General features: G+C 68.5%; 19 protein-coding genes and 2 tRNA genes. 7 read left to right on the forward strand and 14 right to left on the reverse strand.

Annotated elements, in window-relative coordinates:
- Nucleotides 1-13: 13 nt before the first annotated feature.
- Complete coding sequence (locus GHC57_RS07665) at nt 14-1228, reverse strand: NADP-dependent isocitrate dehydrogenase (protein WP_153342867.1); 1215 nt, start codon at nt 1226-1228, stop codon at nt 14-16.
- 483 nt (nt 1229-1711) lie between these two features.
- Between GHC57_RS07665 and recA the strand changes: the two genes are divergently transcribed.
- Complete coding sequence (recA, locus tag GHC57_RS07670) at nt 1712-2818, forward strand: recombinase RecA (RefSeq protein WP_153342869.1); 1107 nt, start codon at nt 1712-1714, stop codon at nt 2816-2818.
- Between the two features lie 24 nt (nt 2819-2842).
- On the opposite strand, the gene rnr is transcribed toward recA, so the two are convergent.
- The 5 genes from rnr to GHC57_RS07695 all read right to left on the reverse strand — a co-directional run bounded on the left by rnr (nt 2843) and on the right by GHC57_RS07695 (nt 11336).
- Entirely contained in the window at nt 2843-5137 is a 2295-nt protein-coding gene (gene rnr / locus GHC57_RS07675; RefSeq protein WP_170294747.1) for a ribonuclease R, read from the reverse strand.
- Nucleotides 5138-5217: 80 nt separating this feature from the next.
- The gene (locus tag GHC57_RS07680; protein WP_170294748.1) at nt 5218-5808 is read right to left on the reverse strand and encodes a DUF2062 domain-containing protein; all 591 of its coding nucleotides are present in this window, start codon (nt 5806-5808) and stop codon (nt 5218-5220) included.
- Nucleotides 5809-6110: 302 nt separating this feature from the next.
- Complete coding sequence (locus GHC57_RS07685; protein WP_153342874.1) at nt 6111-9476, reverse strand: efflux RND transporter permease subunit; 3366 nt, start codon at nt 9474-9476, stop codon at nt 6111-6113.
- On the reverse strand, nt 9473-10657 hold the full coding sequence (locus GHC57_RS07690; RefSeq protein ID WP_153342876.1) for an efflux RND transporter periplasmic adaptor subunit: 1185 nt from the start codon (nt 10655-10657) through the stop codon (nt 9473-9475). Before GHC57_RS07690 ends, GHC57_RS07685 begins: the two co-directional genes overlap by 4 nt.
- A gap of 94 nt (nt 10658-10751) precedes the next feature.
- Complete coding sequence (locus tag GHC57_RS07695) at nt 10752-11336, reverse strand: PadR family transcriptional regulator (protein WP_170294749.1); 585 nt, start codon at nt 11334-11336, stop codon at nt 10752-10754.
- Nucleotides 11337-11753: 417 nt separating this feature from the next.
- On the opposite strand from GHC57_RS07695, the gene GHC57_RS07700 reads away from it, so the two are divergent.
- The 3 genes from GHC57_RS07700 to GHC57_RS07710 all read left to right on the forward strand — a co-directional run bounded on the left by GHC57_RS07700 (nt 11754) and on the right by GHC57_RS07710 (nt 13654).
- Nucleotides 11754-12641 carry an alpha/beta hydrolase gene (locus tag GHC57_RS07700; protein WP_153342879.1) on the forward strand — a complete coding sequence of 296 codons (888 nt, stop codon included), beginning with the start codon at nt 11754-11756 and terminating at the stop codon, nt 12639-12641.
- Between the two features lie 309 nt (nt 12642-12950).
- Complete coding sequence (locus GHC57_RS07705; protein ID WP_170294750.1) at nt 12951-13340, forward strand: type II toxin-antitoxin system RelE/ParE family toxin; 390 nt, start codon at nt 12951-12953, stop codon at nt 13338-13340.
- Nucleotides 13337-13654, forward strand: coding sequence for a helix-turn-helix domain-containing protein (locus tag GHC57_RS07710; protein ID WP_153342882.1), 318 nt, complete (start codon nt 13337-13339; stop codon nt 13652-13654). Before GHC57_RS07705 ends, GHC57_RS07710 begins: the two co-directional genes overlap by 4 nt.
- 15 nt (nt 13655-13669) lie before the next feature.
- Here the strand turns inward: GHC57_RS07710 and ychF are convergent, their stop codons facing one another.
- The 6 genes from ychF to GHC57_RS07740 all read right to left on the reverse strand — a co-directional run bounded on the left by ychF (nt 13670) and on the right by GHC57_RS07740 (nt 21271).
- Nucleotides 13670-14773 (reverse strand): redox-regulated ATPase YchF, encoded by a 1104-nt coding sequence (ychF, locus tag GHC57_RS07715; RefSeq protein ID WP_153342884.1) that lies wholly within the window; start codon nt 14771-14773, stop codon nt 13670-13672.
- Nucleotides 14774-14906: 133 nt separating this feature from the next.
- Nucleotides 14907-15326, reverse strand: a complete 420-nt coding sequence (locus GHC57_RS07720) for a DUF2267 domain-containing protein (RefSeq protein ID WP_153342886.1) — start codon at nt 15324-15326, stop codon at nt 14907-14909.
- Between the two features lie 71 nt (nt 15327-15397).
- A complete protein-coding gene (locus GHC57_RS07725; protein ID WP_153342888.1) occupies nt 15398-18040 on the reverse strand; it encodes a valine--tRNA ligase in 2643 nt (880 codons plus the stop codon).
- Between the two features lie 104 nt (nt 18041-18144).
- Nucleotides 18145-18813, reverse strand: a complete 669-nt coding sequence (locus GHC57_RS07730) for a DUF2497 domain-containing protein (RefSeq protein ID WP_246152195.1) — start codon at nt 18811-18813, stop codon at nt 18145-18147.
- Nucleotides 18814-18891: 78 nt separating this feature from the next.
- Nucleotides 18892-20307 carry a TolC family outer membrane protein gene (locus GHC57_RS07735; protein ID WP_153342890.1) on the reverse strand — a complete coding sequence of 472 codons (1416 nt, stop codon included), beginning with the start codon at nt 20305-20307 and terminating at the stop codon, nt 18892-18894.
- A gap of 310 nt (nt 20308-20617) precedes the next feature.
- Entirely contained in the window at nt 20618-21271 is a 654-nt protein-coding gene (locus GHC57_RS07740) for a protein-L-isoaspartate O-methyltransferase family protein (protein ID WP_153342891.1), read from the reverse strand.
- Between the two features lie 238 nt (nt 21272-21509).
- Between GHC57_RS07740 and GHC57_RS07745 the strand changes: the two genes are divergently transcribed.
- A tRNA-Cys gene (locus GHC57_RS07745) sits at nt 21510-21583 on the forward strand.
- 41 nt (nt 21584-21624) lie between these two features.
- A tRNA-Asn gene (locus GHC57_RS07750) sits at nt 21625-21699 on the forward strand.
- Between the two features lie 265 nt (nt 21700-21964).
- Here GHC57_RS07750 and GHC57_RS19310 read toward each other — a convergent pair.
- Nucleotides 21965-22606: a VPLPA-CTERM sorting domain-containing protein gene (locus GHC57_RS19310; protein ID WP_170294751.1), complete on the reverse strand. Its 642-nt coding sequence runs from the start codon at nt 22604-22606 to the stop codon at nt 21965-21967.
- An 822-nt stretch (nt 22607-23428) separates the two neighbouring features.
- Here GHC57_RS19310 and GHC57_RS07760 point away from each other — a divergent pair.
- The gene (locus tag GHC57_RS07760) at nt 23429-24052 is read left to right on the forward strand and encodes a VPLPA-CTERM sorting domain-containing protein (protein ID WP_153342895.1); all 624 of its coding nucleotides are present in this window, start codon (nt 23429-23431) and stop codon (nt 24050-24052) included.
- Nucleotides 24053-24170: 118 nt separating this feature from the next.
- Here GHC57_RS07760 and GHC57_RS07765 read toward each other — a convergent pair whose 3' ends face one another.
- Nucleotides 24171-25376: a DUF2920 family protein gene (locus tag GHC57_RS07765; protein ID WP_153342897.1), complete on the reverse strand. Its 1206-nt coding sequence runs from the start codon at nt 25374-25376 to the stop codon at nt 24171-24173.
- Between the last annotated feature and the right edge of the window lie 3 nt (nt 25377-25379).

A 25379-nucleotide genomic window follows, 5' to 3' on the forward strand; every position in this document is an offset into this window, starting at 1 on the left:
GAGACCCCCGCCCTCACCCCATGGCGGCTTTCAGGCCCTCGTCCAGCTTGTCGAGGAACTGGGTCGTGGTCAGGAACGGCTGGTCCTTGCCGATCAGCAGCGCCAGGTCCTTGGTCATGAAGCCGGCCTCGACGGTCTCGATGCACACGCGCTCCAGGGTCTCGGCGAAGCGGACCACCTCGGGTGTGTTGTCGAACTCGCCGCGGAACTTCAGGCCCCGGGTCCAGGCGAAGATGGAGGCGATCGGGTTGGTCGAGGTCTCCTGGCCCTTCTGGTGCTGGCGGAAGTGGCGGGTGACCGTGCCGTGGGCGGCCTCGGCCTCGACCACGTCGCCGTCCGGGGTCATCAGGACGGAGGTCATCAGGCCCAGCGAGCCGAAGCCCTGGGCCACGGTGTCGGACTGCACGTCGCCGTCGTAGTTCTTGCAGGCCCAGACGTAGCCGCCTTCCCACTTCATGGCGCAGGCCACCATGTCGTCGATCAGGCGGTGTTCGTAGGTCAGGCCGGCGGCCTCGAACTTCGCCTTGAACTCGGCGTCGTAGACCTCCTGGAACAGGTCCTTGAAGCGGCCGTCATAGGCCTTCAGGATCGTGTTCTTGGTGGACATGTAGACCGGGTAGCCCCGGTTCAGGCCGTAGTTCATGCAGGCCCGGGCGAAGCCGCGAATCGACTCGTCCAGATTGTACATGGCCATCGCCACACCCGAATCGGGGAAGTCGAAGACCTCGTGCACGATGGGCTCGCCGCCGTCGGCCGGCTGGAAGGTCATGGTCAGTTTGCCCGGGCCGGGCACCTTGAAGTCGGTGGCGCGGTACTGGTCGCCGAAGGCGTGACGGCCGATCACGATGGGCTGCGTCCAGGTCGGCACGTAGCGCGGCACGTTGTCGCAGATGATCGGCTCGCGGAACACGGTGCCGCCCAGGATGTTGCGGATGGTGCCGTTGGGGGAGCGCCACATCTTCTTGAGGCCGAACTCCTCCACCCGCGCCTCGTCGGGCGTGATGGTGGCGCACTTGACGCCGACGCGGTGCTTCTTGATCGCCTCGGCGGCGTCGATGGTGATCTGGTCGTCCGTCTCGTCGCGCTTTTCGATGCCCAGGTCGTAGTACAGCAGCTCGACATCCAGGTACGGCAGGATCAGCTTGTCCTTGATGAAGGACCAGATGATGCGGGTCATCTCGTCGCCGTCCAGTTCGACGATCGGATTGGCGACCTTGATCTTGTCCATGGCGGGGGTCCCCTTGATCTTGGGCGCACGGATCGTGACAACGGCCCGATCGGCCCGAAGGGCCGGCCGCGGGTCAGGTCCGCGCTGCGTTTCCAGAATAGCCACCGGCCGCGACGCCGGCCTCTTGTGGGCCTGCGGGGTGGCATGATGTCCGCGGGGGAGCGCCCCCTGGGGTGCATGGACCGGACCCGCGCAGCGCATGCGAGCTTGGCGCGAGCATGGCGGCGGCGGTCCCTGGGACGGACGCCCGCACCATACCAGGACGGGCGCGGAAGGCAAGGGCGGAGTCGGCGCGTCTCCGGGGCGGCGGCGGTGGCGTCGTTTTCCCTATGTTCTCTTCCTGTTCCCGTTTTTGCTTGCGTGGCGGAACAGACCGTGTACGGTTTGCGGTGCGGGCCGACCCGGCGCTCCGGTCCGCGGCGGCGGGCCTCAGCCTCGCCTTGCACCCGGCCGGACCCGTGTGGAATAAGGGGGACCCTCGTCATGTCGCAAAGCGCGCTCCGCCTCGTGGATCGGGATACCATGGACAAACAGAAGGCGCTCGACGCCGCCGTCAGCCAGATCGAACGGTCCTTCGGCAAGGGCTCCATCATGCGCCTCGGCCAGCGCGAGCGGGCCGTGGAGATCGAATCGGTGCCCACCGGCTCCCTGGGGCTGGACATCGCGCTGGGCATCGGCGGTCTGCCGCGCGGCCGCATCGTGGAGATCTACGGGCCGGAAAGCTCGGGCAAGACCACGCTCGCCATGCATGTGGTGGCGGAGGCCCAGAAGCGCGGCGGCACCTGCGGCTTCATCGATGCGGAACACGCCTTCGATCCCAACTATGCCCGCAAGCTGGGAATGGACCTGGACACGCTGCTGATGTCCCAGCCGGACGCCGGCGAGCAGGCCCTGGAGATCGCGGACACCCTGGTGCGATCCGGGGCCATCGACGTGCTGGTGGTGGACTCCGTCGCCGCCCTGGTGCCGCGCGCCGAGCTGGAAGGCGAGATGGGGGATTCCCACGTCGGCCTGCAGGCGCGCCTGATGAGTCAGGCCCTGCGCAAGCTGACGGCCTCCGTGGCGCGGTCGAACACCCTCGTCATCTTCATCAATCAGATCCGCATGAAGATCGGCGTCATGTTCGGCAACCCGGAGACCACGACGGGCGGCAACGCGCTGAAGTTCTACGCTTCGGTCCGCCTGGAGATCCGCCGGATCGGCGCCATCAAGAACAAGGATGAGACGGTCGGCAACCAGACTCGCGTCAAGGTGGTCAAGAACAAGGTCGCGCCGCCGTTCAAGACCGTCGAGTTCGACATCATGTACGGCGAGGGCGTCTCCAAACTGGGCGAGATCATCGACCTGGGCGTGCGCGCCAACATCGTGGAGAAGTCGGGGGCCTGGTTCTCCTACAACTCCCAGCGCATCGGCCAGGGCCGCGAGAACGCCAAGCAGTACCTGCGCGACCACCCGGCCATGGCCGAGGAGATCGAGAACGCCGTGCGCGCCAACGAAGGGCTGATCGTCGAGGCCATGATTGCCGGCCCCGGCGGCATGGAGGACAACGACTCCACGCCGGCGTCCGACGGGACCGCGTCGGAGGCGTAGACCGACGGCGGGTCGCTCGCGCGGTCACCGTGGCCGGCCGCGCCCGCCGCCGCCCTTGGGCGGGCCGGAGCGCCGGCGGCCGGTCGGGCCGCGCCGCACGCCGCCGCCCCGGGGGCGGCCGCCAGGGCGCCCCCCTGAGCCGGTGTCCCCGTCGTCGCCCTCCAGCACCTCGAACAGCAGACCGCCGGAGATGGGCTCGGCCTCCACCAGACGCACGGTCAGGGGCTGGCCCAGCCGATAGACGCGGCCGTGCTCGCGGCCCTCCAGGCAGCGGGCCTCCTCGTTGTGCCAGTAGAAATCCGCCGGCAGGGTGCTGATCGGGATCAGCCCGTCGGCCCCGGTGTCGTCCAGGGTGACGAACAGCCCGGCCCGGGTGACGCCGTTGACCCGCCCGGTGAAGGTGGCCCCGACCTGTCCGGCCAGGAACGAGACGGTGAAACGGTTGACCGCATCGCGCTCGGCGGCGGCGGCGCGGCGTTCCGTCGAGGAGATATGGCCGCCGATCTGGGCCATCTGTTCGGCCTGATCGTCCGCCAGCGCGCCGGCCCCCAACCCGAGGCCCCGGATCAGCGCCCGGTGCACCAGAAGGTCGGCATAGCGCCGGATGGGCGAGGTGAAGTGGGCGTAGCGCCGCAATCCCAGCCCGAAGTGACCGATGTTCTCCGGGTTGTACTCGGCCTGGGCCTGGGCGCGCAGCACCACCTCGTTGATGAGGTGTTCGTGCTCGGTGTCGCGGGCCTTTTCCAGCACGCGGTTGAACTGGTGCGGGGTCAGCACCTGCCCGGCGGACAGCTTGATGTCGAGCGTGTGCAGAAAGTCCCGCAGGGCGCCCAGCTTCTCCTGGGACGGCTCGTCGTGGATGCGGTACATGCAGGGCTGGCGCAGCCGCTCCAGCTCCTCCGCCGCGCAGACGTTGGCGGCGACCATCAGTTCCTCGATCAGCCGGTGGCTGTCGTAGCGCGCGCGCGGCTGGATGCCGGTCACGGTGCCGTCCTCGGCCACGATCACCCGGCGCTCGGGCAGGTCCAGGTCCAGGCTGCCGCGCGTGTCGCGGGCGGCCTTCAGCGCCCGGAACAGGCCGTAGAGCGGCGTCAGCAGCGGGTCGGTCAAGGGTCCGGTCGCCTCGTCCGGGTGGCCGTCCACGGCCATCTGCACCTGGGTGTAGGTCAGCCGCGCCGCCGAGCGCATCAGGCCGCGCACGAAGCGGTGGCGGCGCTTGATGCCGTCGGCGTCGAACCACAGTTCCACGGCCAGACAGCCGCGCTCCTCGTCCGGGCGCAGCGAGCACCAGCCGTTGGACAGCGCCTCCGGCAGCATGGGCACGACCCGGTCCGGGAAGTACACCGAGTTGCCGCGCCGCAACGCCTCGTCGTCCAGCGCATCGCCGGGCCGCACGTACCAGGCGACGTCGGCGATGGCGACCATGGCGTGCCAGCCGCCGGGGTTGGCGGGGTCCGGGTCGGGTTCGGCCCAGACGGCGTCGTCGAAGTCCCGGGCGTCCTCGCCATCGATGGTGACCAGCGGCACGTCGCGCAGGTCCTCACGGCCCTCCAGGGGCGCGGGCCCGGCGGCGCGGGCCTGATCCTCGGCCTCCGGCGGCCATTCGGTGGGAATGCCGTGCGTGTGCAGGCAGATCAGGCTGACGGCGCGCGGATTGGCGGTGTCGCCCAGGCAGTCCACCACCTTGGCCATGCGCAGGCCGTAATGTCGGCCGGGCACCACCTCGGCCTCGACCAGCTCGCCCGGGCGGGCGTTGCCGGTGTTGCCGGCGCGGACGATGTATTCGTTGCGGTCGCGCTTGCTGGTGGGCCGCAGGCGGTAGCCCTCCGGTCCCTCCGCCAGCACGCCCAGCAGCCGCGCGGGGGCCGAGGCGAGGCGCTTGATCGGTTTCGCGGTGTAGCTGGCCTCGCCGTCGCGGGTCAGGCGCGCCAGCACGCGGTCGCCGACACCGATGGCGGCGGCGTGCCGGCCGGTCATGGGCAGCACCAGCACGCGCGGCGGCGGCCCCAGTTCCTCGGCGTCCCAGGTGTCGGGGCGGGCGAGCAACTCGCCGTCGGCATCGGTCGTGTGCACCGTCAGCACCGTGACTTCGGGCAGGGTGCCCGGTGGCGCGAACCGGCGCTTGCGCCCCCGCTGCACCGTGCCCTCGGCCTCCAGATCCTTCAGCAGCGCCCGCAACTGGGGGCGCTGGTCGGCGGTCAGGCCGAAGGCGCGGGCGATCTCGCGCTTGCCCACGTGGTCCGGGTTCTCGCGGATGTACTCCAGCACCTGCTCGCGGGTGGGAAAGGGCGCCGGGGTTCGGGGCTTGGCGGGTGACACGAGGCGGGGTGTTCCTTGCGTTGTGACGGGGCAGGGGGCGGGCGAGGGCGGCGCAGGGAGCACCGACGGACCGGCGGGGCTCAGGGGGTCTGGTCGCGCTGGGTGCGGGCGACCACCTTGGCGGACTGCTCGCGCTGGCGTTCGGCCTTGCGGCGCTCGGTGGCCTCGCGCCGGGCCGCCCGCTTGGCGTGATGGCGGCGCGAGACCCGAAGGCTGATGCGATACCCGAAAAAGCCCGTCAAAAGGACCCAGGGCACGGAGCCGACCACCAAGGGGAGCCCCCAGCCCGCGACGATGTCAACGAGATAGGCCCACAGGGCGGCCCAGAACCCCATGTCGGCGCCGAAGGTGCCCTCCCATAGGCCGACGAAGGTCTCGAATCCCGTGATGTCGTCCCAGTGGCCCAACAGAACCTGTCCGGTGACGTAATACCCATAGTAGAACGGCAGGATCGTGAAGGCATTGGTCACCCAGGTCCAGGCGAGGCTGAGAACCAGGCTGAAGTTCCACGAGAACAGCCTGTTGGTCAGGAACCAGGTGACGGCGACCATCATCATCTGGATGCCCACGAGCGGCGTCATGGCCCACATCAGGCCGATCATGACCCCGCGCGCCGTGTGCTCCGGGGCGTGTCGGCTGCGCATCAGCGGGATGACCAGCTTGTAGCGCATCAGGCGGAGGCTCTGGGTCAGCCATCCGAGCCGTCGGCCCGGCCCGGATGCCGGCTGCCCGATCCCCGCCGGGCCCGGTTCGGGTCCGGGGTCCGACCAACGCGGCCGTTCCGTCCGGGATTCCGGGGGCCGCCCAGTGTCTTCCGCCGTCATGTCCCGCATTGCTCTTCGTCTGACGTCCGTCCTGGACGGGCGGGGTCTGCGCCGCACAGGCGGAGCAACGGAAGCCTCGTCGTGCGACCGGGACCCGTCCTTGCGCGCATATAGCACTTCACGGGGCCGTGTGTAAGGGCAAGCCGGGCTCAGGCCGGACGCCAGGAGACCCGGGCTGCATGGGGCACGCCTTTTTTCCGGTCCTTGCGGTCCGGTTCATTCTGGTCGGCCGGATCGTCGCAGCCGTCGTCGGCGTCGGGGTCGCGCGGGTCCTGTGGGTCGTCTTCGCCCGGATCGCCGTTGGCGTCCCCGGCGTCGGGCGGAGCGACCAGCGGGGGCGGCTCCCGACGTCCGGTCCCGCCGGCCTGCGCGGCCTCGCGCCGGGCCTGACGGTGCGCCTTCAGACCATCGCGCCAGCCGGCCGCGCGGGCCCGCAGCATGAGCGCGCTGGGCGTGACGACCAGGGTGAGCACGGTCGCGAACAGCAGTCCGGCGACCACCGACGTGGCGAGCTGGGTCCACCACTGCATGGAGGGCGCCCCATAGCTCACGTCGCGGCCGATGAAGTCGATGTTCAGCATGAAGACCATCGGCAGCAGGCCCAGCATGGTGGTGATCGAGGTCAGCATCACCGGCCGCAGGCGCTGCACGCCGGTGCGCAGGATGGCCTCGCGCGGGTCCAGGAACTCCTTCTTCAGGCGGTCATGCGTGTCGATCAGCACGATGTTGTTGTTGACCACGATACCGGCCAGCGCGATCACGCCGACCCCGCTCATGATGATGCCGAACGCCTGGTTGGTGACCAGCAGGCCCAGCATGACGCCCACCGTGGACATCACCACCGCCGACAGGATCAGGAAGGCGGAGTAGAAGCTGTTGAACTGGGTGACCAGGATGATGGCCATGATGAACAGGGCGACGGCGAACGCCTTGCTCAGGAAGGCCATGCTTTCCTTCTGCTCCTCGTCCTCGCCCTTGAACTCGATATCGACGCCCCGGGGGAAGCGCTCGCGGTTGTCTTCCAGCCAGGCGCGCAGGTCCTGCATCCGGTCGTCGGGCAGCAGGCCCGGCGCCGCGTTGGCCTTGACGGTCATCACCCGGTTGCCGTCCACGCGTTCGATCTGACTGATCTTGGGGTTGGCCGTGCGCTCGACGAAGGCGGACAGGGGCACCAGCCCCTCGGCCGTGTTCAGGCGCAGCCGGTCCAGCTCGGTCATGGAGCGGTGCTCTTCCGGATAGCGCACCACGATGTCCACCTCGTCCTTGGCCGAATCCGGCCGGAACGACGAGACCTTCAGCCCGCTGGTGACAAGCTGGACGATGCTGCCCACGCTGGCCACGTCGGCGCCGAGCTTGGCGGCCTGACCCATGTTGACGGACAGGTCCCACTGGATGCCGGGAATGGGACGGCTGTCCTCGATATCCACCAGTCCGCCGATGGAGTCGAAGGCCTCCAATGCCAGCGAGACCGCCTCCGGCAGCACGGCGGGGTCGCGCGCCGTCAACTGGACCTGGATGTCCTTGCCCACGGGCGGCCCCTCGTCCGGTTCGTCCGGCTCGATGCGGACACCCGCCAGGTCACTGGTGCGCGCCCGGATCAGGTCCAGCACATCGTCGGAGGGCCGGCGGTGCTGCCAGTCCTTGTAGGTCAGGCCGATGATCCCGATGACGTCCTCGGCGGCGTCCTGGGGGGCGCGGTTGAAGGTGCGGGCATAGACGGCCTCGAAGTCGGGCAGCCCGAGAATGCGGCTTTCCACCTGCTGCACCAGGGCGTCCTTTTCGTGGATGGACAGGTTGCCGCGCGCATGGACGAGAATCTGCGCCTGCTCCGCCTCCACGTCCGGGAAGAACTCCACCCCCTTGCCGTAATTGGCATAGGCCGCCCAACTGCCGATCAGCACCAGCACGGCCATGGTCACGACCAGACCCGGGCGCCGCAGCGCCCAGCCCAGCAGCCGGGCATAACCGCCCGTCAGGCCCTTCAGGTCGGTCAGCGACCCCTTTTCGCTGGCCGCCAGCGCCTTCATGGTGCGCGGATCGGCCGCGCCCGCCTTGCCCACATGCGAGCCCAGCGTCGGCACGAACACCAGCGCCATCAGCAGCGAGGCCGTCAGGGTGGCGACCAGGGTGATGGGCATGAACTTCATGAACTCGCCGACCACGCCGGTCCAGAACAGCAGCGGCATGAAGGCGGCGAGCGTGGTCAGGGTGGAGGCGAACACCGGCCCCGCCATGCGCTTGGCGGCCAGGGCATAGGCATCGCGCCGGTGCAGGCCCTCGGCCATCTTGCGGTCGGCGTACTCGGTCACGACGATGGCCCCGTCCACCAGCATGCCCACGGCCAGGATCAGCGAGAACAGCACGACCATGTTGACGGTCAGGCCCATGGCCGCCAGCAACAGGATCGCCATCAGGAACGATCCCGGAATGGCCACGCCGACCAGCAGCCCGGAGCGCAGACCCAGGGCGGCGACGACCACCACCATGACCAGCAGGATGGCCGCGATCACGTTGTTCTGCAGGTCGAACAGCATCGTCTTGATGTCGTCCGACTGGTCCTGGATGAAGTTGACCGCGATGCCGTCGGGCCAGAGCGCCTGTTCGCGGGCGACCACGGCGCGCACGGCCTCGACGGTGTCGATGATGTTCTCGCCGACCCGCTTCTTGACCTCCAGGGTCACGGCGGTGCGGCCGTTGACGCGGGCGAAGCCCTCCGGGTCCTTGTAGGTGGCGCGCACGCTGGCGAAGTCGCGCAGGCGGACCACCGAGTCTTCGGTGAACTTCACCGGCTGGTCCAGGATGTCGCTGACGTCCTCGTACAGGCCTGGAACCTTGACGGCGAACCGGCCCTGGCCGGTGTCCATGGTGCCGGCGGCCACCAGCCGATTGAAGCGCGCGATGACGTTGGCCACGTCGGCGTTGGCCAGGCCGTAGCTCTGCAGGCGGATGGGATCGACGATGATTTCCGCCTGCTGTTCCCGATCGCCGCCGATGTCCACCTCCAGAACGGACGGGATCTTCTCGATCTCGTCGGCCAGATCGTCGGCGATGCGCAGCAGGGCGCGTTCCTGGATGTCGCCGCCCAGGGTGATGACGACGATGGGGAACAGGCTGATGTTGATCTCGTTGACGACCGGCTCGTCGGTCTCGTCGGGCAGGTTGCCCTTGGCGATGTCCACCTGTTCCTGGACGTCGCGCTTGGCCTGCTCGCTGTCGAAGCCGGCTTCGAACTCCAGCAGCACGTTGGCGCCGCCCTCATAGGCGGTCGAGCGCATTTCCTTGACGCCCTCGATGCCCTTCAGTTCCTGCTCAATCGGACGCACGAGCAGGCGCTCCGCGTCCTCGGGCGAGATGCCCCGGTGCGACAGCGCCACGTAGATGATCGGGATCGGGATGTCCGGCGCGCTCTCCTTCGGGATCTCGATGAAGGCGATGGTGCCGGCGATCAGGATCAGGACCAGCGTGGCCAGCACCGTGCGCGAGCGGGTGATGGCGGCGTCGATGAAGCCGGTCATTGGCGATCATCCGCGATCGAATCGATGGTGGCGTCCGGCGCGCGGCCGGCGTCCCGGGCGTCCCGGTCGGCGGCGGCCATGGCGGCCGTGTTCTGCGCGATGGTCTCGGTGTCCACCGGCGTCACGCGCTGGCCGGGACTCACGAACTCCTGGCCCACGATGATGACGGTGGCGGGATCGGGCAGGCCCTCGACCCAGATGCCCTGGTCGTCATCGCCGGTCAGATGAACGGGATGGAAGACCACGTGATCTTCGGCGTCCACCAGCTTCACGCCGATGCGGCCCTGGTCGTCCAGCCCCAGCACCGCCGGCGAGATGCGGTGCGCCATGGTGCTGTCGAGGGGAATGGTCACGCGCGCGGTCATGCCCTCGGGCACCGGCGGATCGGGGCGCGGGAAGGACAGTTCGACCGTGAAGGTGCGCGTCACGCCGTCCGCCACCGGCGCGATGAAGGTGATTTCGCCCTCCAGCGCCCGGCCGTTGACCAGCGTGGCGGTGCCGGACAGCCCGACGTGCAGGGAGTCGATGTCCGATTCCGGAATCTTGGCGGCCACCACCAGCGGGTCCAGGTCCACGATGCGGGCCACCGGATCGCCGACGGAGAGGAAGTCGCCGACCTCCACCATGCGCTCGGCCACGATGCCGGCGAACGGCGCCTGGATCTTTGTGTGGTCGATGTCGATCAGGATGGCCGCCAGGGCGGCGCGGGCGTCCTCCAGCGCGGCCTTGGACTCCATCACGCTCTGCCGGCTGGTGAAGTCGCGGTTGGCGAGCCGCTGATCGGCGCGGGTGCGGTCCTCCCACCGGGCGATGGCCGCCTCGGCGCGACTGAGCCGCTCCATGCGGTCATCCATGGCCAGCTCGACCAGCAGGGCGCCGTCCTCGACGGGCCGGCCCTCCTCGGCCGCGACCTCGATGACGCGGCCGGAGGTTTGCGCGCGGACGTCCACGCGGCGGGCCGCCCGCGTTTCGCCGAGCACCGACAGCGAGGACACCCGCTTTTCCGCCGACAGGCGGGCCACGCGCACCGTGGGAACCGGCGCCTCCATGCCCTCGGACCGGGGCGGCTGCAGGTCGGCCGCGATGCTGCCCGGCGTGTCCTCGGTCCCGATCATGCCCGAGGCCACCCAGCCAAGGGTGGCGAGCACGATCAGAACCGCGATCAGGATCGATGATCTCATGGTCTCACAGTCAGTCTGGCCGGCCCCGGGGGCGGCTCACGCAGAGGATCCCGGTCCGGCGCCGGGGGCACAGGGTGGGAGCCGTCCCGCGCCCTCAGCCGCCCCCGCCGATGGCCGCAAGACGCGGCGGTGGTGGCTCCGCATCCGCGTCCTGGTCGCGACGCAGGGCCTCTTCCAGGGCGGCGCGATGGGCTTCGATGCAGCGCGCCCACGCATGACAGCCGTCCCGTCCCATGTCGATCAGGAACCGGCGGCCGGCGGGCGGGTCGCAGCTCTCGGCCCCCAGTTCATCGGCCAGCGCCCGGTATCCGGCGGCATAGTCGTCCAGCAGGGCGGAGACCTGGTCATGCCGCAGGAGGTGGGCGAAGGCGATGGCGAACATGAAGTCGGAGCGCAGCCGGTCGAACTTGAGGTACCGGGTCAGGGCGGCGCGCAGAGCGGCCCGTCCGGCGTCGGTGATGGCATAGACCTTCTTGTCCGGTCGTCCGTCCTGAACCTGTTCGGTGCACGAGGCCAGCCCCTCCGCCAGCAGGGCATTCAGGGCCGGGTAGATCGAGCCGTAACTGAGGCTCTGATACAGCCGGAAGGGGCCTTCCTCGAACGCCTTGCGGATGTCGTACCCGGTGTTGAACCCGGCGTCCAGCGCGCCGAGGCAGAGGGTCTTGGAATCAAGGGGCATGGCGGCACCGTCCGGACCGGAGGATGGAAGCCGGCTCGGCATCGTCGGCCTCCCACGTCTTGAGGGGGCGGCGCGCGCCTGTCCGGCGGCGCCGGTGCCGACACTAGTATGCCAGCACGATATATATCGTTCCTGAATACCACGACCCCGGTGAAAACTGAAGGTGTGGCCTCATGTGTTGCGCTCACGCCTGTCCGGCATTCATCGCATGCCGGAACAATCGATGCGGTCGGTCTGGTCCGGGCCGGGGATTGCAATGGCTAGATTGATGACATGTCGTGCTAGGATGACGAGTCGGTCTGCCGCATGCGCGGTGGGCCCTTCAACGCCATCAAGGGTCACCGCGAACGATCGTCTGGACTCAGACGCCGGACGCGCACCGTTGGGGACTCGGAACACCAGGCAAAATCATCCGGAATGCTTGTCATCGACTGCAAACAACCGAAACTCGAAGTGATCGTCACGCCGCCGGCCGCGCCCAAAGGGCGCAATGGCGTCCCGCCCCAAGGGCGCAATGGCGCCGCGCCCAATGGCCGCAATGGCCCGCCGCCGCGCGAGAAACCGCCGATCGTGTTCGTCCATGGGGCGTTCGCCGGCGCGTGGTGCTGGGAGGAGTTCTTCGTCCCGTACTTCACCGGCAAGGGCTACACCACGGTCAGCTTCAGCCTGCGCGGCCACGGCGAAAGCGAGGGCTGGGAGATGCTCGATCTGGCCACCCTGTCCAATTATGTGGACGATCTGGCCAGCGTGACCGCGGCTCTGGAGCGGCCGCCGATCCTGGTCGGCCACTCCATGGGGGGCATGGTGGTCCAGAAGTATCTGGAAACCCGAACGGCCGCCGCCATGGTGCTGATGTCTTCAGTGGGGCCGTGGGGCCTCCTGGAAAGTTCCTGGCACATGATGCTCAGCAGTCCCAGGCTGGCGCAGGGCCTCTCGCTGATGCAGCTCTGGGGCCTGCCGATGATGAACCCGGACGTGCTGTACGAGGGCCTGTTTTCCACCGCCGTGCCGCGCGACCGCGCCGAACGGTATTTCCGCCGGTTCCAGCGGGAATCCCAGCGCGTCATCATGGACATGACGTGGTTGGACATCCCCCGCCAGCCGCCGCGCACGCCCTTGCCCACGCTGGTCATGGGGGCAGGCGAGGATGCCTTCATTCCCCGCACGATGGTGCACCGGACGGCGCGCTATCTGGACGCGGATGCCCTGATGGTGCCCGACATGGCGCACGCGATGATGCTTGAGGAAACCTGGTATCACGCCGCCGAACCCATCCTGCACTGGCTGCACGAGCATGGATTGTAGGGTTGGGTTTGACGGCGCCCTTGCATCGGTGTACAACTGGGATATACACTGCAATGAGGCCGGGGGGTTTTTGAGCGTGCTCAGACGCCGCGTGCGCAATCTCAGTGGAGATGTGCGGCGTAGTGATCCCCTCTGGTTGTTTCGCTTTGTGAATCGGGCTATATCTGGGCAGCGATCCCTGGCCTATTTGTCGCTGCTGGCGTCTACTTTTCGCTACTGATATCAATATCAATATATCGTCAGGCGAAGTTCGCAAAAATTGCAATTCTACTGTAAAACATCCCAAAGCGCATGAGGGAAGGGCCTCTATTGCTTAAAGGATATGCAACGCGTCCTGGGCGTCGCCTGGCCAACACAGAGGGTGTATCTGAAGACGCGTTACGTCGTGCGCTTTGTGAGATCGAATGCGGCCTGATCGATGCCGATTTGGGCGGAGGCCTCATCAAGAAGCGGGTCGGGCGGCCCGGACAAGGGAAGCGCGGCGGAGTTCGATGTTTCTTTGCCTATGCACCGCATGACCGTGCTGTTCTATTGTACGTTCTGTCGAAATCTGACCGCAAGAACATCCGAAAGGATGAAGAGGAGGCCCTCAAGAAGCTTGCGAAGCAGTATCTGACGTTTTCGGACAGAGACCTGCAACATGCTGTTGCGTCCGGCGCGCTCGTAACACTCTCTTCCAAGGATTCGTCGGTGACATGACAAACACGGCGCGAAGCTCAATTTTGGATGCCGTTCACGAGGCGGCCCAGGACTTGCGCAGGGCGGACCTTCTCGACGACATCACGATGCGTGAATTCGACGCGTTGTGTTTGCCGCGGGTGCCCGCCATGACCGCTGAAGCCATTCGTGATCTGCGGACGCGCTGTCGGGTCAGTCAGCCCGTGTTCGCGGCACATTTGAACGTGTCAAAGACAGCGGTCGCGAGCTGGGAGGCCGGGGACAAGAAGCCCGGTCCCACGGCCCTGAAGCTCCTGGACCTTGTTCAACGCAAGGGACTGGACGTGTTGACCTGACCGAGGGCGCCGCCTCTACACGTTGAACAGGAAGTGGAACACGTCGCCGTCCTTGGTGATGTAGTCCTTGCCCTCCGACCGCATCTTGCCGGCGTCCTTCGCCCCCTGTTCGCCGCCGCAGGCGATGAAGTCGTCGTAGGCGATGGTTTCGGCGCGGATGAAGCCGCGTTCGAAGTCGGTGTGGATGGCCCCGGCGGCTTCCGGGGCCTTGGCCCCCCGGCGCACGGTCCAGGCCCGGGCCTCCTTGGGGCCGACCGTGAAGAAGGTCAGCAGGTCGAGCAGCGAATAGCCCGCCCGGATCACCTGCGACAACCCGGTTTCCGACAGACCCAGGTCCTCCAGGAAGGCGGCCTTTTCCTCCGGATCCTCAAGCTGGGCCACCTCGGCTTCGATGGCGGCCGAGATCACCACCGTGATCGCGCCTTCGGCGGCGGCCTTCTCGGCCACCCGCTGGGACAGGGCGTTGCCGGTCGCGGCGCTGCCCTCGTCCACGTTGCAGACGTACAGCACCGGCTTGGAGGACAGCAGGTTCAATTGCTGGAACTGCTTCAGCGCCTCCGGGTCATCCGGCTTGGCCAGGCGGGCCGGCTTGCCCTCGCGCAGCAGCTCAAGCACGGGCTCCATGACCGCGATCTGGGCCTTGGCGAGGGCATCCCCGCCCTTGGCCTTCTTGCCCAGCGGCACGATGCGCTTTTCCAGGCTTTCCAGATCGGCGAGCAGCAGTTCCGTCTCGATGGTCTCGGCATCGCGGATCGGGTCCACGGCGCCGTCCACGTGGGTAACGTTTTCGTCCTCGAAGCAGCGCAGGACGGAAACGATGGCGTCGGTTTCGCGGATGTTGGCGAGGAACTGGTTGCCCAGGCCCTCACCCTTCGAGGCCCCGCGCACCAGTCCGGCGATGTCCACGAACTCAAGCTGGGTCGGGATCACCTTGGCCGACTTGGCCAGTGCGGCCAGCTTTTCCAGGCGGTCGTCGGGCACGGCGACCCGGCCCACGTTGGGCTCGATGGTGCAGAACGGAAAGTTGGCCGCCTGCGCCGCCGCCGTCGAGGTGAGCGCGTTGAAGAGCGTGGACTTGCCCACGTTGGGCAGGCCCACGATGCCGCAGTTGAATCCCATCGGTCGCCTGTTGGTCTGGATGCGGGGAAGGGGAGGGGGCGACTTAGCGCATGGGCGCGTCGGACGCAACACGGGACTCCCCAGGCGGGTGCGCCGCCGCGATCAGGGATGCCGTCCGCCGCCGGTCGGGACGTCACGGTGACCAGAACGCCACGGCCTGGTCGGAGATGTCCTCCAGGGCCCGGCGAAAGGCCTTGGCGTCCACATGTGACCGCAGCGCCGAGCCCACGGCCTGGATGGACTCGGGCGGCGAGAAGTTGTGGTCGGGCCGCAAGTCCCGGACCTCCGCGTTCATAACGGTCATGTCCGTGAACGCGCGCCGGGGGGCTTCGACATCCCATTGGGCGACGAACAGGGCGCGGAGCACGGGCGGCAGGACATTGGCGAACGCGACGGCCTGCGCGACGGTCAGGCGGCGGCGGAAGACCATCAGCACCGCCTGCACCGTCGTATAGGTCATGTGGCGGGTCTCGAAGCCCAGCGCCGCGCGGGCGTCCTGCAGGAACGCCTCGAAATCCCGCGAGGCGTACTCGTACTCACGCGGCATGGGCATGTCGCAATCCCTCCGACGGGGCCCTCCGACGGGGCCCTCCGACGGGGCGCTCCGACGGGGCGCTCGCCGTCCTAGCCGATCCGCGCCAGCGCCTCCTTGAGACGGTCGCGCGTGGCTTCCAGGTCGGCGAGGCGCTCCCGGTTCTCGGCCACCACCTCGGCGGGGGCCTTGGCCAGGAACCCTTCGTTGGCGAGCTTTTTCGCCAGCTTGGCGATCTCGCCGTCCTGCTTGGCCACGTCGCGCGACAGCCGGGCGCGTTCCGCGTCCAGGTCGATGACGTCCGCCAGCGGCAGGATCACGGTCGCCTCGTCCACCACGATCTGGGCGGAGCCGCTGGCCGGGGCTTCGGTCACATGGTCGATGGCGTCCACCCGGGCCAGGGTGCCCACCAGGTCGCGATGGGTCGCCAGCCGGGCGCGGGTGGTGTCGCTCGCGTCCTTGACCAGGATCGCGAGCCGGGCGGCCGGCGGCACGTTCATCTCGGCCCGCACGGAGCGCAGGGCGGTGATGAGCCCCACCAGCCAGTCCATTTCCGCCTCGGCGTCCGGGGCGACGAGGCCAGGGCGGTCCGGCCAGCGCGCCCGGATCAGCGGGGTGTCGCGGGTCTCGGCCAGGGACTGCCACAGCTCTTCCGTCACGTAGGGCATCACCGGGTGCAGGGTCACCAGGATCAGATCCAGCACCCACGCGGCGGTCGCCCGCGTCTCGGCGGCCGCCGCGGCGTCGTCGCCATTGAAGACCGGCTTCGCGAACTCCAGGAACCAGTCGCAGAACGTGTTCCAGGTGAACTGGTAGAGGGCCTGGGCGGCCTCGTTGAAGCGGTAGGCCTCGATGGCCGCGCCGACCGTGCCGGCCGTGGCGGCGGCGCGCGCGACGATCCAGCGGTTGAGCGTGCTGGTCACGCCCGCGGGGTCGAAATCCGGCGATGCCGCGCAGCCGTTCATCTGGCAGAAGCGGGCCGCATTCCACAGCTTGGTCGCGAAGTTGCGATAGCCCTGCACGCGGCTTTCGCTCATCTTGATGTCGCGGCCCTGCGCGGCCATGGCCGTCAGGGTGAAGCGCAGGGCGTCGGTGCCATACTGTTCGCTCAGGTCCAGCGGGTCGATGACGTTGCCCTTGGACTTGGACATCTTCTGGCCCTTCTCATCGCGGACCAGGGCGTGGATGTAGACGTCGCGGAACGGCACGTCGCCCATGAAGTGGTGGCCGAACATCATCATGCGGGCGACCCAGAAGAAGATGATGTCGAAGCCCGTGACCAGCACGTTCCCGGGGTAGTAGCGCGCCAGTTCCGGGGTCTCGTCCGGCCAGCCCAGGGTCGAGAACGGCCACAGCGCGGACGAGAACCACGTATCGAGCACGTCCGCATCGCGCTCCAGGGCCACATCCGCGCCGTAGTGGGTGCGGGCGGCGGCCTGGGCCTCGGCCTCCGTCTCCTCCACGAAGATGGTGCCGTCCGGGCCGTACCAGGCCGGGATGCGGTGGCCCCACCAGATCTGGCGGCTGACGCACCAGGGCTGGATGTTGCGCATCCACTCGAAGAACACGTTCGACCAATGCGCCGGCACGAACCGCGTCCGGCCCTCCTCGACGGCCTTGATCGGCGCTTTCGCCAGTTCGGCGGCATCGACGAACCACTGGTCGGTCAGCCAGGGTTCGATGACCACGCCCGAGCGGTCACCGTAGGGGACCGTCATCGGGTTGGGCTCGATCTTCTCCAGCAGGCCCAGCGCCTCCATGCGCTCGACGATGCGGGCGCGGGCGTCGAAGCGGTCCATGCCCTGGAACTCGGCCGGCGCGTTTTCGTTCAGGCGTGCATCGCGGTCGAGGACGTTGATCATCTCCAGGCCGCAGCGGCGGCCCACCTCGAAGTCGTTGAAGTCGTGCGCCGGCGTGATCTTCACCGCGCCCGAGCCCTTCTCCGGGTCGGCGTACTCATCCGCGACCACCGGAATCGGCCGATCCACGATGGGCAGGATCACGGTCTTGCCGACCAGATCCGTATAGCGCTCGTCCTCGGGATGGACGGCAACGCCGGTGTCGCCGAGCATGGTTTCGGGGCGGGTGGTGCCGACCACGACGAAGCGGTCCGGCTCGCCCTGAACCGGATAGCGGAAGTACCACATCTGGCCGTCGGTGGGGCGCTGCTCCACCTCCAGGTCCGAAATGGCGGTGTGCAGCTTGGGGTCCCAGTTGACCAGCCGCTTGTCGCGATACATCAGCCCCTGTTTGTGCAACTGCACAAATACCTTGACGACGGCGCGCGACAGGCCGTCGTCCATGGTGAAGCGCTCGCGCGGCCAGTCCGGCGAAGAGCCCAGGCGGCGCAACTGGTTCTGGATGGTGCCGCCGGAGTGGGCCTTCCATTCCCAGACCGTGTCAACGAACGCCTCGCGGCCCAGGTCGTGGCGCGTCTTGCCCTCGGCGGCCAGATTGCGTTCCACCACCATCTGGGTGGCGATGCCGGCGTGGTCGGTGCCCGGCTGCCACAGCGTGTCACGGCCCGTCATGCGGAAGTAGCGGATCAACACGTCCTGAAGGGTGAACGTCAGGGCGTGGCCCATGTGCAGGCTGCCGGTCACGTTCGGTGGCGGCATCATGATGGTGTAGGGCGAGGCGCTGGACTTGGGGTCGCACCGGAAGGCGCCGGCGTCCTCCCACATCCGATAGCGCTTCTCTTCGACGGCGTGGGCGTCGTACGTCTTGTCCAGCATGGCCGAACCGCTTCCCTCTGGGTCGGTGGATGGCATCGCGTCAAAAAAAATCGGCCGGGCGCGCGACCCGGCCGGTTGGGGTGGGGCGCGACGGCCCGCGCTTTCTACCGGGTCCGGGCCGACTTGGCCAGTCGTTGGATTTCCCGCTGCACGAGGCGCTCGGTGATCTCGGGCAGATTGTCGTCCAGCCACTCCTTGACCAACTCGCGGGTGATCTGGCGGACCAGGGTCTCCAGCGTCAGGGCGCCATCGCCGATGGGGATGTCCCGTCCGCGCAGGGAGTCGGTCAGGCCCGACAGGTGACGCGAGGACACGGCGGCGACGGCCGCTTCCACCAGCGGGCTGTCGTCCAGATCGTCATCGACCGGGACCATGGCCGGGACCGGCTCGGGGTCGGCGGGCGGCGGCTCCCAGATCGGTTCGGGTTCGGGCTCCGGTTCCGGTTCCGGTTCCGGTTCCGGCGGGGGCGGAGGCGGCTCGGGTTCCGGCTCCGGGTCGTCCACCATGTCATCGGTCAGTTCGAGGATGTCTTCTTCCGGCTCGGGGTCAGGCTCGGGCGGTGGCGGCGGGGGCGCGGCCGGCTTGGGGGCGGCGGGCGGCGGTTTCGGCGCGGCGGCGGCCTGCGGCTTGGGCTCCGGCTTGGGCTCCGGTTTGGGCTCCGGTTTGGGCTCCGGCGCGGCCTCCTCCTCCTCGTCCTCGGACAGGATCTTCCGAATCGAGGCGAGGATGTCCTCCATCGAGGGTTCCTGCTGCTGGGCGTCGTTGTCGCTCATGGCCCGTCCCGTCGTGCCTCGCGGCGCCTGTCGGCCTCCACGGTGATCGCATGCCGGCCCGGCGGCCGGCGTTTCATCCTACTGCCCGGCGCCGCCGGTGCCGAGCGCCGCATCGGCGTCCGCCGCCTCGGATCCGCCGAACCACTGATCCTTCACGTCCTCGTAGTTCCGCACCGGATCATACATCGTGACCGGCAGGCCGAGGTCCGCGGCGGTCAGGCCGCCCACGGCGGCGAGCAGCGAGAACGCGGCCACCAGTTCGTCGCGCTGGGCGCGCACCAGATCGACGCGCGCGTTGAGCAGTTCCTGCTCGGCGTCGAGCACGTCCAGCACGGTGCGGGCCCCCACCTGGGCCTCGCGCTGCACGCCCTCAAGGGCGATCTCGGCGGCCTCGATCTGGGATTCAAGAGACTCGATGCTGGCCCGGGTGGCCACCATCTGTTCCCACGCCTGCTGGGTCTGCTCGCGCACCTCGGTGCGCGCGCTGTCAAGCTGCAGGCGCGCCTGCCCGGCCTGATGTTTCACCTGCCGCAGGCCGCTGTAGACCTGACCGCCCTGATAGATGGGGATGGTGACGTTCAGGGTGGCCTGCAGCGTCTCCTGCTCCGCGTCCTCGATGTTCGCCTGGTTCCAGCCGTAGAAGTAGGAACCGTCCACGGTCACGTCCGGCAGCAGGTCGGCGCGCTGGCTGCGGATGGCGTCCTGGGCGGCGCGCCAGTTGTACTCGGCGGCCACAATGGCGGGGTTGGAGGCCAGCGCCCGTTCGATCGCCTCGTCCAGCGTGGCCGGCAGGTTGGGCACGGGCGGCGGCGGGGTCAGCGCGGCCGGCTCCAGGTCGGAGACGCGGCGGAACGTGGCCTTGGAGCTTTCCAGCGAGGCCGCCGCATCGGCGGTGCTGGCATAGGCGCCGGACAGGCGCGCCTCGGCCTGGGCCACGTCGGTGCGGGTGATCTCGCCGACGCGGAAGCGGTCCTGGGTGGCTTCCAACTGGCGGGACAGCACGTCCTCGTTGTTCCGGTTCAGGTCCACCACGGCGGTGTCCCGGACCACGTTGAGGTAGGCCGTGGCCGCGTCCAGCAGCACGTCCTGCTCGGTCGAGGTCAGGTTCGCGCGGCCGGCCAGCACCCGGTTTTCCGCCTGATCCACGTCAGCGAAGGTCTGGAAGCCGTCGAACAGGGTCTGGGAGACGCTGACCGTCACCGAGGCCGGCTTGGTGTCCACGGTATCGGGCTTGCCCGTGCCCAGGTCCCGGGTCGTCTGCTGCCATCCGGCCGCGCCGGAGACGGTGACGCGCGGGCGCCAGCCGGACTTGGCAAGCGGCACGCCTTCGTCCGTGGCGCGCAGTTCGGCGCGTCGGGCCTGAAGCGTGGGGTTGTTGGCATAGGCGGCGGCCAGGGTCTCTTCGAGGGACTGGGCCCGGGCCTGGCCGGGCAGGGCGGCGCCGAGAGCCGCGGCGATGACGGCGGCGGAGGCCAGAAGACTGTAACGTTTCATGCCGGGTCTACCACTCCAGACTAATCTTGGACGGCCATCCTGCCGCCTTGGTCCGCGCGGGCCTGTCACGCGGGAATCGCGCCGGTCGCGCCGCGAGACCGTCCCTTCCGGCACACACCGCCCGAGGCCGGCGGGACCACCGGGCGGCCCCCGGCGCGGCCCGGAACCCCAGGGCGGGCGCCGCGCGCGCCCCTGTTTCGGTCGTGTTGCAAAGCGCTGCCTTGAAAGTCAAGCACCGCTTGATGTTGAGGCGCAATGCTAACACGAAGTGTGAAACCATCAAACACCCTTCCCGGAGGCCGGAAGCGGGTCAGAAGACGAAATCGGGCGCCTTGGCGAAGCCCGGCAGGACGGGAGTCGCCGCGTCGTACAGAGTGCGGTGCCCGAAGGCGTCGCCGTGCCGCTCGATGACCGTCAGCTTGCTGTTCCAGCGGCCGTCGCCGAGCACCGCCACCAGCCGGCCGCCGTCGGCGAGCTGGCCGCGCAAACCGTCGGGAATCTGCTGGACGGCCCCGTTCAGCACGATCACGTCATAGGGCGCCTGCCGGGGGTAGCCCTCGGCCAGCGGACCCGTCACGACCACCGCGTTGTCCAGGTTCAGGTCGGTCAGCGTGCGGGTGGCGCGGATGACCAGATCGTCGTCGCATTCCAGCGCCACCACCGTGCTGGCGATGTGCGCCAGGACCGCCGACGAATAGCCCGTCGCGCAGCCCACATCGAGCACCACGTCTCCCGCCCGGACCGCCGCCGCCTGGATCAGGCGGCCCAGGACCATCGGTTCCATCAGGAAGCGGTCCTCGTCCAGCGCGATGTCCTCGTCCACATAGGCGATGCCACGCAGCGCCTTGGGCACGAACAGTTCGCGGGGGACCTTTTCCATGGCGGTCAGAACGGCCGGATCGGTCACCCGGTTCGCGCGGATCTGATTCTCCACCATGTTGAGTCGCGCATGCGTGAAATCCATCGCTGCCTCTCGCCAGTCGCCGGTCGCCAGTCGGACGCGGTCAATCCTCGCGCTTATAGCCCCCGTCCCGCACCGAGACAATGCCGGCTTGAGCCCGGCGCGGGAGGGACGGGCGGTTGCCTGCCGGGTGCGGCCAAAAAAACCCGCTCCCGGACGCTTGACCGGCCGGAAGGCTGTCGCTATAAAGCCGGCCTTCCGACGTTGAACCGCCCTTCGGGCGCGGCGGCGGCGGTCGCGGGGCCGGGTGGCAGAGTGGTCATGCAGGGGACTGCAAATCCCCGTACGTCGGTTCGATTCCGGCCCCGGCCTCCAAACGGTGCGGTCTGCGCGACCCCGCCGTGGACGATGGATGATCCGGCGTAGCTCAACGGCAGAGCATGCGGCTGTTAACCGCAGGGTTGTAGGTTCGAATCCTACCGCCGGAGCCATCGGTCCCGTCAGGCGCCCCAATGGGCGGCCGCCTGACCGATCGTGTTTCCAGAAAGACGTGATTTGCGGCGCCCTTTGCACCGGGCAGGGGCGAGCGCGCGGGTGTGCGCCGCACGTCCGGGGTCCCCGGTGCCGCGCCCGCACGACAAAACCGCCCCTGGCCACGGGCCAGAGGCGGCTTCGGTCGCGGTTCGGCCGGCCGTGAATGAGTCCGCCCGACCTATGGCCTTTGTCCCGACGAGTCGAGACAAAGGCCGGCTGGAATTACGCGGTCTGGCCCTTCTTGAGCCAGCGGGTGCCGAACAGCCCGCCCAGGGCGGTCAGCAGGAACCACGCGGCGGCGGGGAGCGGAACGGCGGACACATCCATCTGCGAGACCCGCCAGGAGTCGTCCCAGCCATTGGCGCTGACCGAGAACGACGAGGCGACAATGCCGCTCAGCCCGCCGAACAGGAACGGGTTCTGCTGAGAGTCGTTGGCGACCGTGACATCGTCCACCTTGACGGTCCAGTCATCGTCCCAGCAAAGCCCAAAAACGCAACCATTGTCGTCGGCCTTGGCGAACGAAACGCTGTTCAGCCGCACCTTGGTGTCGAACTCGAACAACAGGGTTTCGACGCCCGGGGCGCCGTCCACTTCGCCGTTCTCATGGTACCAGGTGCTCACGCCCAGGCCGTACGTGTTCTGGGTCACCACGGGTGTCAGACTGCCCGCGTAGGGGCCCGAGTACTGGGCCGTCACCGTTCCGCTGATCGAGCCCTGGGAAAACCCGAGAGGTTGGGCGGAGGTGTTGCCCGCCTGCTGGAAGTCAAACACCGCCGCGTTCGCGGTCGCGGCCCCCATGCTCAGCACGCCGCAAAGGGCGGCCGCCCCGAGGGTCGCCTTCGTCCAGGTCTTAACAGCCATTGTCCCCATCTCCTTGTATCGGCGCCGCTTGTATCGGCGCCGTTTGTGTCGGACTCCCGGGCTCGTCCTGAGCCAATGTCCCCGTCGGCCGTGCGTGAGCGTCCGACCTCCGAACGATTCATCCGCAGTCTGATGTACTTCTGGTGGTGCGTGAACCCACTTTTCGCTGAATCCACCATATGGGGGAGGGCGGTGTTCGGGTGTGGCTCCCCCATTCGGTGGGGCCGGAATCGCAACGTCCCTACGGTTCCGGTGGCGTTCCTCATCAGAAGGGTTCAGTGCGGCCTGGGCGATCAGGTCACGGGCCCATGGGGTGCCGAGAACACCCGTGGCTGCGTGCCGGGTCATCGGGGTGACATGCACGGATCGCGGGCGGCGCGCCCGACTCGCCGCCTGTCATGATGCGCGGCACCCGGTGGGCGCCGGATCGGGGGACGGCGCGCCGACGTGGGTGCGGGTCCGGGAAACGCCGAGTCCGGCTGTTGGCCAATCGCGCTGAGGCGGGGGCGCGCGCCGCCGGATGGCAGGGTAAGGGCGTGGCCCGAGTTTGGAGCGCCTCTAAGGTGGTGAATCGCCGCAGACCGCCCCCTGCGGCCTCCACCGAACGGTGGACGCCGCGGGAGCGCCCGCCCCTCCGAACCGGCCTTTCTCCACCGAACGGAGGGGGGCACCATGCGATGGATAGCAATCGGGTCAGGATTTGGCGACATTGGTATACGAGCAGATCGAAAGCGATCACCGCTGTGGGACCGTGCCTGTCGGCCAGACCTTATTGGTTCGCCCACGGTAGACGAACCGAACCCAAGAACATGGGAGTAAGTCATGACCTTCAAGACTGTTGCTGCGGCCCTCGTCGGCGCGTCCGTGATGGTGGGCGCCGCCGGCGCCGCCCAGGCCGCCTTCGTCTCCCCCACCAGTGTCACCTGGGAGAACAACGGCTCCGTCACGGACGCCAATCGCACGAACACCAACAACGTCATGGTGCAGGACGGCAAGTTCCTGAGCCTCGGCGTCGGCGGCTGGGCCGTGTTCGATTTCGGCTACGAGCGCGCCGCCAGCGCCAATGACGGCGTCGTGGTCGAGACCACGTTCAACTGCGTGACCGCCAATGACGGCAACTGCACCTACTCGGAAGAGGCCGACGTCTACGTCGCGACGAGCTGGGACGGCAGCTATGCCGCCGGCACGCCGCTGACCGGCGCCACCTGGACCAAGATCGCCTCGATCCCGAACGGCCTCGCTCAGGGCGGCTTCAGCTTCACGATCCCCGAGGCCTTCCGCTACATCGCCCTGCTGGATACCTCCACCAAGCAGGTGGACGGCTTCGACGTGGACTACATCGCCGTCACGCCGCTGCCGGCCGCCGCGTGGTTCATGCTGACGGCGCTGGGCGGCCTGGTTGGCGGCCGCTGGCTGCGCAAGGGCCGCGCCGCCCAGGCGGCGTAACCCGCACCGTCTGACCGCCACTTCGGCCCTATCGGGTGGCGCAGGACATGGAGAGCCCCGGGCGCCGCATGGCCCCGGGGTTTTCTCGTGGATCCGCCGTGGTCGGTCCGGGCGGCGGTCACCGGGCGCCGGGTGTGCGCTCGACCAGCAGGCCGTGCACCTCGTGGAAATGGAAGGCGTAGGCGGCGGCGCCGAAATCGACGGTGTGGGTGGTGCGCCGCGCGAAGTCGTCCGGCCCCGGCGGCGCCGGAATGACGGTCGGGTCGTCCCACCAGACCTCGGCGGCCTCGCGGAACACCCCGCGCAGCGACGCCTTGAAGCCATGATCCAGGGTCTTGTACCGGACGCCGTCCAGGTCCTCCGGTCCGATGTAGCGCAGACGGGTCATCTCGGCCCCGCTGGTGGCGTCGCGGTTGCGGCGGACCGTGTCGATCTCCTCGACATCGTGGAACATGTCCTGGCGTCCCGCTGTCCAGTACACTCGCGTGCGGCTTGGCACGGTGGCCGCCAGGACACTCATGTCGCGGATGGGCGCATAGCCGCGGGCGAAGCCTTCGGGGTCCACGGCGTCGGTCAGGGTTCGGTCGTGCACATAGGGCACCCGGATGCCGTTGATCGACATGAAGGAGCCGTCGTTGAAGATTTCCCGCTCGCGGGCGGACAGAAGCGGCGCGTTGACCACGCAATAGGGGAAGGTATCGGGGGCGTAGTGCGCCGCCAGCAGGCAGAGATAGCCGCCGTAGCTGGTTCCGAACAGGCAGGGGCGGGGCCTGACCAGCCCGAGCCGGCGCACGACCCAGTGATACGCCGTCAGGACGTCCAGCGTGGAGAGGAAGCCATAGTTGAAATAGCAGCCCGCGTGAATGCCCAGGGACGGCGGCACGGCCGTGACCCCGCGCGCCCGCAGATACGCCAGCGGATCGGCCAGCGGCGAGGTTGCGGAGTCCCGGAACAACGCCCAGTGGCCGTGCAGCAGCCGCACCTTGATGGTGGGGTCCGCATTGATCGGCCGGCACTTGATGGGCAGGTCGAAATACTCCGGCATCAGCACCAGGGCGCCGTAGGTGGCGGCGAGATAGCGCCGCAGCTTGACGAAATAGGCGTCCATGGGCTGGGCCCCCCAGCCGCCGAGCACGAGAATGACCGGCGTGCCCTCGCACGGGAGGTTGGCCGGGAAGGCCATGTGGACCGGCGTGCGCTGGCGAGGGTAGCCGAACTCGATATCCGGATGCGGGCGATCGACGAACAGGGTCTGCGCAAGGATTTGTGCATCCCCCGTGGCGGCGGACTCCTCCGCCGGCGCGCCGGGCAGAACATCGGACATGAC

The sequence above is a fragment of the Roseospira navarrensis genome, assembly GCF_009601025.1.
In the GTDB taxonomy this organism is placed as follows: domain Bacteria; phylum Pseudomonadota; class Alphaproteobacteria; order Rhodospirillales; family Rhodospirillaceae; genus Rhodospira; species Rhodospira navarrensis.

Coding starts and splice junctions, on each gene's coding strand:
- GHC57_RS07665 (WP_153342867.1), bottom strand. CDS start 1,228: ATGGACAAGATCAAGGTCGCCAATCCGATCGTCGAACTGGACGGCGAC.
- recA (WP_153342869.1), top strand. CDS start 1,712: ATGTCGCAAAGCGCGCTCCGCCTCGTGGATCGGGATACCATGGACAAA.
- GHC57_RS07680 (WP_170294748.1), bottom strand. CDS start 5,808: ATGCGCTACAAGCTGGTCATCCCGCTGATGCGCAGCCGACACGCCCCG.
- GHC57_RS07685 (WP_153342874.1), bottom strand. CDS start 9,476: ATGACCGGCTTCATCGACGCCGCCATCACCCGCTCGCGCACGGTGCTG.
- GHC57_RS07690 (WP_153342876.1), bottom strand. CDS start 10,657: ATGAGATCATCGATCCTGATCGCGGTTCTGATCGTGCTCGCCACCCTT.
- GHC57_RS07695 (WP_170294749.1), bottom strand. CDS start 11,336: ATGCCCCTTGATTCCAAGACCCTCTGCCTCGGCGCGCTGGACGCCGGG.
- GHC57_RS07700 (WP_153342879.1), top strand. CDS start 11,754: ATGCTTGTCATCGACTGCAAACAACCGAAACTCGAAGTGATCGTCACG.
- GHC57_RS07710 (WP_153342882.1), top strand. CDS start 13,337: ATGACAAACACGGCGCGAAGCTCAATTTTGGATGCCGTTCACGAGGCG.
- ychF (WP_153342884.1), bottom strand. CDS start 14,773: ATGGGATTCAACTGCGGCATCGTGGGCCTGCCCAACGTGGGCAAGTCC.
- GHC57_RS07720 (WP_153342886.1), bottom strand. CDS start 15,326: ATGCCCATGCCGCGTGAGTACGAGTACGCCTCGCGGGATTTCGAGGCG.
- GHC57_RS07725 (WP_153342888.1), bottom strand. CDS start 18,040: ATGCTGGACAAGACGTACGACGCCCACGCCGTCGAAGAGAAGCGCTAT.
- GHC57_RS07730 (WP_246152195.1), bottom strand. CDS start 18,813: ATGAGCGACAACGACGCCCAGCAGCAGGAACCCTCGATGGAGGACATC.
- GHC57_RS07735 (WP_153342890.1), bottom strand. CDS start 20,307: ATGAAACGTTACAGTCTTCTGGCCTCCGCCGCCGTCATCGCCGCGGCT.
- GHC57_RS07740 (WP_153342891.1), bottom strand. CDS start 21,271: ATGGATTTCACGCATGCGCGACTCAACATGGTGGAGAATCAGATCCGC.
- GHC57_RS19310 (WP_170294751.1), bottom strand. CDS start 22,606: ATGGCTGTTAAGACCTGGACGAAGGCGACCCTCGGGGCGGCCGCCCTT.
- GHC57_RS07760 (WP_153342895.1), top strand. CDS start 23,429: ATGACCTTCAAGACTGTTGCTGCGGCCCTCGTCGGCGCGTCCGTGATG.
- GHC57_RS07765 (WP_153342897.1), bottom strand. CDS start 25,376: ATGTCCGATGTTCTGCCCGGCGCGCCGGCGGAGGAGTCCGCCGCCACG.